This window comes from Candidatus Blastococcus massiliensis AP3, assembly GCF_000582785.1.
Lineage (GTDB): Bacteria > Actinomycetota > Actinomycetes > Mycobacteriales > Geodermatophilaceae > Blastococcus > Blastococcus massiliensis.
Genome location: NZ_HG931173.1, coordinates 1,695,614 through 1,705,130 on the forward strand (window position 1 = coordinate 1,695,614; position 9,517 = coordinate 1,705,130).

General features: G+C 75.0%; 12 protein-coding genes. 9 read left to right on the plus strand and 3 right to left on the minus strand.

Features of this window, described 5'->3' with window-relative positions:
* The first annotated feature begins 17 nt into the window (after positions 1–17).
* The gene (locus BN344_RS08345) at positions 18–1,379 is read left to right on the plus strand and encodes a cryptochrome/photolyase family protein (RefSeq protein WP_040337674.1); all 1,362 of its coding nucleotides are present in this window, start codon (positions 18–20) and stop codon (positions 1,377–1,379) included.
* On the opposite strand, the gene BN344_RS08350 is transcribed toward BN344_RS08345, so the two are convergent.
* Positions 1,380–2,174: a hypothetical protein gene (locus BN344_RS08350; protein ID WP_040337675.1), complete on the minus strand. Its 795-nt coding sequence runs from the start codon at positions 2,172–2,174 to the stop codon at positions 1,380–1,382. It lies immediately after the preceding gene.
* A gap of 43 nt (positions 2,175–2,217) precedes the next feature.
* On the minus strand, positions 2,218–2,685 hold the full coding sequence (locus tag BN344_RS08355; protein ID WP_155858789.1) for a DUF309 domain-containing protein: 468 nt from the start codon (positions 2,683–2,685) through the stop codon (positions 2,218–2,220).
* 120 nt (positions 2,686–2,805) lie between these two features.
* Here BN344_RS08355 and BN344_RS08360 point away from each other — a divergent pair, with 120 nt between their 5' ends.
* The 5 genes from BN344_RS08360 to egtE all read left to right on the plus strand — a co-directional run bounded on the left by BN344_RS08360 (position 2,806) and on the right by egtE (position 6,857).
* A complete protein-coding gene (locus tag BN344_RS08360; protein WP_040337676.1) occupies positions 2,806–3,624 on the plus strand; it encodes a DUF4397 domain-containing protein in 819 nt (272 codons plus the stop codon).
* A gap of 13 nt (positions 3,625–3,637) precedes the next feature.
* On the plus strand, positions 3,638–4,291 hold the full coding sequence (locus BN344_RS08365; protein WP_051515646.1) for a class F sortase: 654 nt from the start codon (positions 3,638–3,640) through the stop codon (positions 4,289–4,291).
* Positions 4,292–4,338: 47 nt separating this feature from the next.
* Complete coding sequence (locus BN344_RS08370) at positions 4,339–4,935, plus strand: RNA polymerase sigma factor (protein WP_231486596.1); 597 nt, start codon at positions 4,339–4,341, stop codon at positions 4,933–4,935.
* Positions 4,916–5,680 (plus strand): anti-sigma factor, encoded by a 765-nt coding sequence (locus BN344_RS08375; protein ID WP_040337678.1) that lies wholly within the window; start codon positions 4,916–4,918, stop codon positions 5,678–5,680. The genes BN344_RS08370 and BN344_RS08375 overlap by 20 nt, the downstream gene beginning before the upstream one ends.
* Positions 5,681–5,741: 61 nt before the next feature.
* Positions 5,742–6,857, plus strand: coding sequence for an ergothioneine biosynthesis PLP-dependent enzyme EgtE (gene egtE, locus BN344_RS08380; RefSeq protein ID WP_040337679.1), 1,116 nt, complete (start codon positions 5,742–5,744; stop codon positions 6,855–6,857).
* Positions 6,858–6,873: 16 nt separating this feature from the next.
* On the opposite strand, the gene BN344_RS08385 is transcribed toward egtE, so the two are convergent.
* On the minus strand, positions 6,874–7,200 hold the full coding sequence (locus BN344_RS08385) for a DUF4333 domain-containing protein (RefSeq protein ID WP_051515647.1): 327 nt from the start codon (positions 7,198–7,200) through the stop codon (positions 6,874–6,876).
* A 169-nt stretch (positions 7,201–7,369) separates the two neighbouring features.
* On the opposite strand from BN344_RS08385, the gene BN344_RS08390 reads away from it, so the two are divergent.
* The 3 genes from BN344_RS08390 to BN344_RS08400 are packed head-to-tail and all read left to right on the plus strand — an operon-like array spanning position 7,370 to position 9,350.
* Positions 7,370–7,732 (plus strand): GntR family transcriptional regulator, encoded by a 363-nt coding sequence (locus tag BN344_RS08390; RefSeq protein WP_040337680.1) that lies wholly within the window; start codon positions 7,370–7,372, stop codon positions 7,730–7,732.
* Positions 7,729–8,661, plus strand: coding sequence for an ABC transporter ATP-binding protein (locus BN344_RS08395; RefSeq protein ID WP_040337681.1), 933 nt, complete (start codon positions 7,729–7,731; stop codon positions 8,659–8,661). Before BN344_RS08390 ends, BN344_RS08395 begins: the two co-directional genes overlap by 4 nt.
* A complete protein-coding gene (locus BN344_RS08400) occupies positions 8,658–9,350 on the plus strand; it encodes a hypothetical protein (protein ID WP_040337682.1) in 693 nt (230 codons plus the stop codon). Before BN344_RS08395 ends, BN344_RS08400 begins: the two co-directional genes overlap by 4 nt.
* The last annotated feature ends 167 nt before the right edge of the window (positions 9,351–9,517 follow it).

Sequence of the window (9,517 nt, forward strand, 5' to 3'; positions counted from 1 at the left end):
CTGCCTACGGTCGACCGGTGCCGACGTCGTTGCTCTGGTTCCGGCGCGACCTGCGGCTGCACGACCACCCGGCGCTGCTCGCCGCCCGCGACGCCGCGGGCCCGGACGGCGACGTCGTCCCGGTGTTCGTGTTGGACGAGCGGCTGTGGGGCCCCTCGGGCGAGCCGCGCCGGCGCTTCCTGCTCGGCTGCCTGGCCGCGCTCGACGCCGACCTCGACGGCGCGCTGGTGCTCCGCTCCGGCGCCCCGGCCCGCGTGATCCCCCAGCTGGCGCGGGAGGTGGGCGCGACCACCGTGCACGTCAGTGCCGACGCCGGCCCCTACGGACGACGCCGCGACGACGCCGTCGAGCGGGCACTGGACGACGTCCCCCTGGTGCGCACCGGCTCGCCGTACCTGGTGACGCCCGGGCGGGTGACCACGCGCACCGGCACCCCGTTCCAGGTCTTCTCCCCCTTCGCCCGTGCCTGGCGGGAGCACGGCTGGCGGGCACCGGCCGGCCCGCCGGACGGCGTCCGCTGGCGGACCGGTGTCCGCTCCGAGGAGCCGCCACCCGCGCCCGAGGTCGCCGCCGACCTCCCGCCCGCCGGTGAGCAGGCCGCCCGGACCGCCTGGGCCCGGTTCCGCGACGAGCGGCTGCCCGCCTACGCCGAGGGCCGCGACCTGCCCGGCACGGCCGGGACCAGCCGGCTGTCGGCCTACCTGAAGTACGGCTGCATCCATCCGCGCACGCTCGCGGCCGACCTGGCGGGGGAGCGGTCCGAGGCCGCGCGCCGCTACACCGACGAGCTGGCCTGGCGGGACTTCTACGCCGACGTCCTGTGGCACCGCCCCGAGTCGGCCCGCGAGTACCTCAAGCCCGAGCTGCGCGGCATGGGCTACGACAGCGGTCCCGACGCCGAGGCGCTGGTGCGCGCCTGGGAGACCGGCCGCACCGGCTTCCCGATCGTCGACGCCGGCATGCGCCAGCTGCTCGGCGAGGCCTACGTGCACAACCGGGTGCGGATGATCGTCGCGTCGTTCCTGGTGAAGGACCTGCACCAGGAGTGGACCCGCGGCGCCCGGTTCTTCATGCGGCACCTCGTCGACGGCGACCTGGCCAGCAACCAGCACGGCTGGCAGTGGGTGGCCGGCACCGGCACCGACGCCTCGCCGTACTACCGGGTCTTCAACCCGATCACCCAGGGGAAGAAGTTCGACCCCGAGGGCGCCTACGTGAAGCAGTGGGTCCCCGAGCTGCGCGACCTCGACCCGAAGCACGTGCACGAACCGTGGACGGCGCCCGGCGGCCTCCCGACCGGATATCCCGAGCCGATCGTGGACCACGCGCACGAGCGCCGGGTCGCCCTGGACCGCTACGCCCGCGTCCGCGCCGGCTGATCAGCCGACCAGCAGCTCCACCGGTTCCCGCCGGGCCACGGTGCGGACGACCAGCGCGACCGTCACCGCCGCGGCGGCCCCGAGCGCGGCCACGACGACGAGGGTCGGCGCCACGTCCACGGCGACGGCCACCAGCCCCCACACCGCGGCGAGCGCGAACGGACCGGCGGCGACGCGGGCGGCCAGCACCAGGCCCGAGGCGATCAGCCCGACGGCGACGAGGGCGGCCACCGCCCACCACTCGGCCGCCGTCCCGGTCGGCTCGGCGCCGAGGGCGACACCGGCCTGGCCGGTGTTCACGGTGGCGGCGATGGTCACCCAGCCGAGCAGCAGCCCCGCGAGCGCGGCCGGCAGCAGCCGGCCCAGCCCGTCGGGGGAGAGGTCCTGCAGCCGGGCCCAGGCGACCGCCGTGGCGGCGACGATCCCGAAGATGACGACGACCGGGAGCAGCGGCTGGGAGATGCCGATCAGCGGGAAGAGGATCTCCCACACCGCGTTCCCGGCGAACGCCAGGGCCAGCGGCCATCCGGTGCGCCGGTGCAGCTCGCGGCCGCGCTGCGACGGGAGTGCCTGGTGAACCGCCCACGCCAGCGCGCCGGCGAAGATGACGCCCCAGATCGAGAAGGCGTAGCCGGCGGGGGTGATCAGCGAGCCGGTCTCGTCGCTGACGTCCCCCACGCTGCGGTCGGAGACGGCGGAGCCGAGCGGGCTGCCGACCACCTGCGCGACCGCGGCGACCACCACCGCCGCGGCCCTGATCCCGTCCCGCCGGTCCACGTCGTCCGCCTGATCCATGCAGAGCCCCTGCCCGGTGCGGGACGACGGGCAAACCCGGAGGTCAGCCGCGGAGCCGGGGCGCGGACCGGGCGGCGTCCCGGACCGAGGCCGGATCGGACGCCAGCGCCCGCCCCCATGCCACCAGCCCCTCGACGTCGATCCGGTGCGGCGGCCCGGCAGCGTAGGGGACGACGTTGCCGACACCGCGCTCCAGCAGCGTCGAGGCGCCCGACAGATTGCCGCGGGCGGCATGGGTGAGACCGACGGCGAGCTGCGCGAGCCCCCGCCACAGCTGTCGCTCCTCCGGCGGCGACGACTTCCACGCGTCCTCGAGCACCTCGTGCGCGTGGAACGGCCGACCGGCGTCGAGCAGCTGCTGCGCCTCGGCCAGCGCGACGGCCGGCTCCCGCACGATCCCCTCCGGCGCCCGCGGCTCGCCCACGGCACCGTGCGGCAGCGGCCGGCCGAGCGCGTCCCGCGGCCGGGCGTTGCGGGCCCGGCCCTCGGCATCCCGGTCGCGGCTGGTCACGACCCCATCCTGCACCCGACCGACGGTGGACAAGAAAGTTCTGCTTTCAACTGCATCCGTATCCCGAGCGGCCCAGGAAGAGGGGATGACAGGCACCACCACCTTCTGGAAGGACGTTCCATGAGCACCCTGCGCACCCTCGGCAGCGCCGCCGGCGCGGCTGCCGTCGTCGGCGGTCTGGTCCTCGTCGCCACCCCGGCGAACGCGGCCGACACCGCCACCGTCTCCGTCCTGCACGCCGTCCCGAACACCCCGGTCGACGTCTACGCCAACGGGGAGCGGCTGATCGACGACTTCCAGCCGGGCACCCTCACCGACCCGCTCACGCTCCCCGCGGGCACCTACGACCTGGCGATCTTCCCGGCCGACGCCCCTGACGGCTCCGGCGAGCCGCTGCTCTCGGCGATGGACGTCGCCGTGCCCGCCGGCGCCGACGCCACCGTGGTCGCGCACCTCCAGGAGGACGGCAGCCCCACCCTGACGCCGTTCGTCAACGACACCTCCGCCGTCCCGGCCGGTCAGGCGCGCGTGACGGTCCGGCACACCGCCGCGGCACCTGCCGTCGACGTGCGCGCCGGGGGCACCCCGGTCGTCCAGGGGCTGACCAACCCGAACGAGGAGACCCTCACCGTGCCGGCCGGCACGGTCAGCGCCGACGTCGTCCTCGCGGGCACCGACACCGTGGCCATCGGCCCGGCCGACCTGACCCTGGCCGAGGGCACCTCGACCATCGTCTACGCCTGGGGCGACGGCGAGTCGGGCTACGACCTCGCCGTCCAGACGATCAGCGGCATGCACTCGATGCCCACCGGCGTCCCCGGTGGATCGGCCGGCCTGGCCGACGAGGGCAGCACGCTGCCGATGGTCGCCGCGTTCTCGGTCGCCGGTCTCGCCGTGGCCGGCGCCGGCGCCCTCCGCGTCGCCCGCAACCGCGGCTGACCGGAGCGGAACCGTGCGACCCGCCGCCGCCTCCGCCGTCCTGGGCCTCGCCCTGGCCGTCGGCGCCCCGACCGCCTGGGTGCTGACCCGGCCGGAGGCGGCGGCGGGCATCCCGGTGGAGCAGGCGCTCCCCGCGCCGGCTCCCGAGGCCGGTGCGGGGCCCCTGCCCGCCATCCCCTCGGTCACCACCCTGGACGCCGCCCCCGCGGCGGTCCGCCCGGCCCCCGCGCCGGCCCGCATCAGCGTGCCGGCCCTGGGCGTGGACGCCCCCGTCGATCCCGTCGGCATCGCAGCCGACGGCCAGATGGAGCTCCCCGAGGACGTCTCCCGCGTCGGCTGGTACCGCTTCGGCCCCGCACCCGGAGCCGATGGATCGGCCGTCGTCGCCGGCCACGTCGACGACCGGGAACAAGGCCCCGGCGCCCTGTTCCCTCTGCAGGACGCCGGCGTCGGCGAGGAGATCACCGTCACCGACGCCGAGGGGACGACGACCCGCTGGCGGGTGGTCTCCCGCGAGGTGATCACCAAGCAGGTGCTCCCGCTGGAGCGGCTCTTCGCCCGGGACGGAGCGCCGCGGCTGACGGTCATCACCTGCGGGGGCCCGTTCCTGCCGGAGTACCGCAGCTACCGCGACAACGTCGTCGTGGTGGCGGAACCGGCGCCATGAGCGGGGCACTGGCCATCCGTCGCCCCGAACTCGGTAGCGTCTCGACCGTGGATCACGTGCCGGGGATGCGCAGCGTCCCCGACCCGGACGACGCCGAGGTCGGCCGCCGGTTCGCCGCGGGCGAGGAGCAGGCACTGGCCTGGGCCTACGAGCGCTGGGCCGGGCAGGTGCACGGCATGGCCGTGCGCGCCTTCGGGCCGGGGCCCGACGCCGAGGACATCACCCAACAAGTCTTCGTCGCCGCCTGGACCGGCCGGGCCCGATTCCGCCCCGAAGCCTCCCCCCTGCCGGCCTGGCTGGTCGGCATCTGCCGACACAAGATCGCCGACGCCTGGGGCCGCCGCGACAAGCAGCGCCGGGAGTCCGAGGCCGCGATGACCGAGGCCCGGTCGCGGCCGGGCGGCCCGGTCACCGCCGGCGTCGACGCCGCCGCGACCGACCGGGTGCTGCTGCTCGACGAGCTGGACCACCTCGGCCAGCCGCAGCGCGGCATCATCGAACTCGCATTCTTCGAAGACCTCACCCACGCGCAGATCGCCGAACGAACCGGCCTGCCGCTGGGCACGATCAAGAGCCACATCCGGCGCACACTGGAGCGCCTGCGAACCCGGTTGGAGGTGGACGGTGCAGCACTGCACGCCTGAGCAGCTCGCCCTCGCGGCCCTGCAGGAGCCCCTGCCTGCGGACGACGAGGCGCATCTCGCCGCCTGCGGCACCTGCCGCACCGAGGTCACCGCCCTGCGCCGCGCCCCCGAACTCCTCTCGGTGCCGCAGCTGGCCGCTCCCGGCCCTGCCGTCGAGCCCCCGCCGGCCGTCTGGGCGGCGATCGCGGCTGCCACCGGGGTCAGCGCCTCCCCCCGGTCGGAGCCGACGGCGCCGGCCGGCGTCCCGCAGCCTGCTGCCCAGCCGGTCGACCGGCCGCGACCCGAGGGCGGCACCGTGGTGCCGTTCCGCTCCCGCCGCCGACCGCTCCTGCTGGCCGCTGCCGCGGTGGTGGCGGGTGCGGTCGTCGGGGCCGGAGCGGTCGCCGTCCTCCAGGACTCGGACCCCGGCGGCGAGTCGGTCACCGCGGTCGCGCTCGACCCGCTCCCGGACGCCGACGCGTCCGGCCGGGCCGAGGTCGTCCTCCGGAAGGACGGGTCGCGCGTGCTCCAGGTCGACCTCGACGCCCCCGAGCTGGAGGACAGCTACTACGAGGTGTGGCTGATCGACCGCTCCGTCGAAGGCATGTACCCGCTCGGGGTGGTCACGCCGGGCACCCAGACCGTGGAGCTGCCCGCCAACCTCGACCTCGCCGAGTTCCCCCTGGTCGACGTCTCGGTCGAGCCGCTGGACGGCGACCCCACGCACTCCGGCGTCTCGGTGGCCCGCGGGGAGATCGAGAGCTGATCACGGACCCCGTGCCCCCCACCTCTCGCATGCCCGCGGCGGGCCCCTGCACGGAGCCGTCATGAACCTTGTGCACGAGGACCTGGCCGCCGCCTGGCGGCAGGCCCGTCCCCGCCCGGCCGGGCGGCACCTCGACAGCGCGGCCAGCAGCCGGCAGAGCTCCCGCGCGCTGGAGGCGGCCGCCCACCACGCGCGGCACGAGGCGGAGCTCGGCGGGTACGTCGCGGAGGCGGCCGCCGAGGGGCTGCTGCAGCAGGGCCGCTCGGTCCTCGCCGGCCTGGTCGGGATGGCGGCGGCCGACCTCGCGTTCGTCGAGTCGGCCCAGGCGGCGTTCGTCGCACTGCTGACCGGATGGCAGCTGCCGGCCGGCTCGCGGGTGGCCTGCCTGCCCGGCGAGTACGCGCCGAACATCGCCCAGCTGGGCGCCCACGGCCTGCGGCCCGAGCCGCTCCCGGTGGACGGCATCGGACGGGCCGACGTCGACGGCGTGGCCAGGCTGCTGGCGAAGGACCCACCCAGGTTCGTGCACCTGACCCACGTCCCCAGCCATCGCGGGGTGCTGCAGCCGGCGGCGGAGATCGCTGCCCTCTGCCGTGCGGCGGGTGTGCCCCTGGTGCTGGACGCCGCGCAGTCCCTGGGCCACGTCGACACCGACGTCGGCGCGGACGTCGTCTACGGCACGTCCCGCAAGTGGCTGACCGGGCCGCGTGGCGTGGGCCTGCTCGTGGTCCGGCCGGCGATCGCTGCGCAGCTCCGCCCCGTGCTGCCCGACCGGGACGACGTGCCGCCGATGCGGGCGTTCGAGAGCGGCGAGGCGCACGTCGCCGGCCGCATCGGCCTGACCGTGTCGGTCGGCGACCACCTCGCCGCGGGCCCCGACCGCGTGCGCGAGCGACTGGCCGCGGTCGGCCGAGCCACCCGCCTGCTCCTGGACGGCGTCGCCGGCTGGTCGGTCGTCGAGCCCGCCGACGAGCCGACGGCCACCACCACGCTGCGTCCACCGGACGGCGCCGACGTCGTCGCCACCCGGACCCGGCTGCTCACCGAGCACGGCATCGTGGTGAGCGCCATCGGTCCGGAGCGGGCGCCCGGCGAGATGACCGGCCCGGTGCTGCGCGTCTCCCCGCACGTCGACGTCACGACCGAGGACCTGGAGGCCCTGGCCGAGGCCCTCTGACCGGCCCACCGGGGGGTCACTCCGCGGGTGCGTCGTCCCCCAGGGCAGCGTCGTCGACCTCGACCGAGACGCTGAGCTCCTCGCCCACCGCGGTGACCCGCACGGTGACGCCGTACTCCACCGGGGGATCCTCCGCCGCGGTGAGGACGCAGCGGGTGGACGCGCCCTCCTCCCCGCGGAGGCCCTCCTCGCAGGCGACGACCGGGCGGGTGCCGACCTCCTCCTCGAGCGCGTCCGCGGCGGCGGAGGCGACCTCGTCCGCCGTCAGCGTCCGGGACGCGCAGCCGCCCAGCGCCACCGTCGCGCCCAGGGCGAGGACGGGCAGCAGGCGGTGCGGCGGCACGACGCTCCTCAGGGGTTCCAGCGGTCCCGCTGACCCTAGCCGCCGACCGCATCGTCCGACCCGGCCGGTGGAACGATGCTTGCGCGACGAGCGCCACTCCTTCTATGGTTCATTACATGAGTAATGAACCCAGGGACTCGGCGATCCCTGGCGCCTCGGCCGGACGAGCGTGAACGAGGACGCCGGCCCCATCTTCCGCCAGGTCGCCGCCGAGATCGAGAACGCGATCGTGGACGGCTCGCTCACCGAGGAGAGCCAGGCGCCCTCGTCCAACGAGCTGGCGGCCTTCCACCGCATCAACCCCGCGACGGCCGCCAAGGGCCTCAACCAGCTGGTCGCCGACGGGGTCCTCTACAAGAGACGAGGAGTCGGGATGTTCGTCGCCACGGGCGCCCGCGAGCGGCTGCTCGAGCGCCGCCGCAGCGAGTTCGCCGACCAGTACGTCCGCCCCCTGATGACCGAGGCGCAGAAGCTCGGCATCTCCGCCCACGAGCTCGCTTCCATGATCGATCGCTGGGAGGACCCCCGATGACGACCCGCACGACCACGCAGGCCGTGGCCACCGTCTCCGACGTCTCGATGCGCTTCCGGGGCCACACGGCCCTGGACCGGGTGTCGACGTCGATCGCCGAGCAGGCGATCACCGGGCTGCTCGGCCGCAACGGTGCCGGCAAGACAACCCTCATGCAGCTGCTCACCGGCCACCGGGTGCCCACCAGCGGCCGGATCGAGGTGTTCGGCGCCCGCCCGTACGAGAACGACGACGTCCTGCGGCGCATCTGCTCCATCAAGGAGGGGCAGCGCTATCCCGACCACTTCCGGGTCAGGGACGCGCTGGGCTACGCCTCGACGGTCTTCCCCGAATGGGACGCCGAGCTCGCCGACTCGCTGCTGCGCGACTTCGACCTGCCGGACAAGCGGCCGGTCAAGAAGCTGTCGCGGGGCATGACCTCCGCCGTCGGCATCATCATCGGCCTGGCCTCGCGGGCACCCCTCACGCTGTTCGACGAGCCGTACCTGGGGCTCGACGCCGTCGCGCGGCAGCTGTTCTACGACCGGCTGCTCGCCGACTACGCCGAGCACCCGCGGGCGATCGTGCTGTCGACCCACCTGATCGAGGAGATCGCCCCGCTCCTGGAGCGGGTGCTGCTCATCGACCGCGGCCGTGTCCTGCTCGACGCCGACGCGGAGTCGCTGCGCGGGACCGCACTCACGGTCACCGGGCCGACGGCGAAGGTGTCGGCGTTCGCAGGCGGGCACGACCTCCTGCACACCGAGACGCTCGGCGGGCACAGCCGTGCCGTCGTGCGGCTGCGGAACGGCGCGGCCGGCGACGACGCGGCGGCCGCGGGTCTGTCCTGGGAGTCCACCAACCTGCAGCAGCTCGTCGTCGCGATGAGCCTGCACACCAGCGCGGCGGGCACCGCCGCACCGACCCACCTCGAGGAGGTCTCCCGATGACGCGCATCCTGCAGGCCGCGCGGCTGCACCTGGTCCACCCGGCGGTGATCCTCGGGATCCCCTGGCTGGTCGTGGCGATCAGCTTCGCGATCAACCTGGCCGTCTTCCACCTGACGCCGGCCGGCGAGGAGGAGGGCTTCAGCGGCGGCGTGCTCGCGCTCTACATCACCGTGCTGGTGGTCTTCGTCCAGGCTGTCACCCAACTGCTCCCGTTCGCCATGGGGATGAGCATCAGCCGGCGCGCCTTCTATCTCGGGACGGCACTCGTCGCAGCCGTCCAGGCGCTCGTCTACGGGATCGCCATCTCCGCGCTGGTGGCCGTCGAGAACGCGACCGGAGGCTGGGGCACCGGCCTGGACTACTGGGCCCCCGGCATCTTCGAGGCCGGCAATCCGGTCCTGCAGGTGCTCTACTCCGGCGCCCCGATGCTCGCCCTCATGTTCGTCGGCATCGGCATGGGCGTCGTCCACCAGCGCTGGGGACAGGCCGGCACCTGGGGGCTCATCATCGGCTCGCTGGTCGTCTTCGGCGGCCTGTCCATCCTCATCACGTGGCTCGAGGCGTGGGGGAGCGTGGCCGACTGGTTCACCGACCAGTCCGCCACCACCCTGGCCGTCGGCCTCCCGGTGGCGCTGGCGGCCGCGGCGGCCCTCGCGGCCTATCCGGGGATCCGCCGCGTCGTCCCCTGACCCCAGACCGGCCGCAGAGCCCCCGTTCCGTCACCGACGGGACGGGGGCCTTGTCTTGCACCCACCGCCACCGACGGAGCCCCGCCGCTGAGGGGACTTTCGGCGCCGGAAGTCCGGTCCGGCCCCACCCGCTTCTCCGCGGGAATGCAGAAGAGCCCCAGCCATAG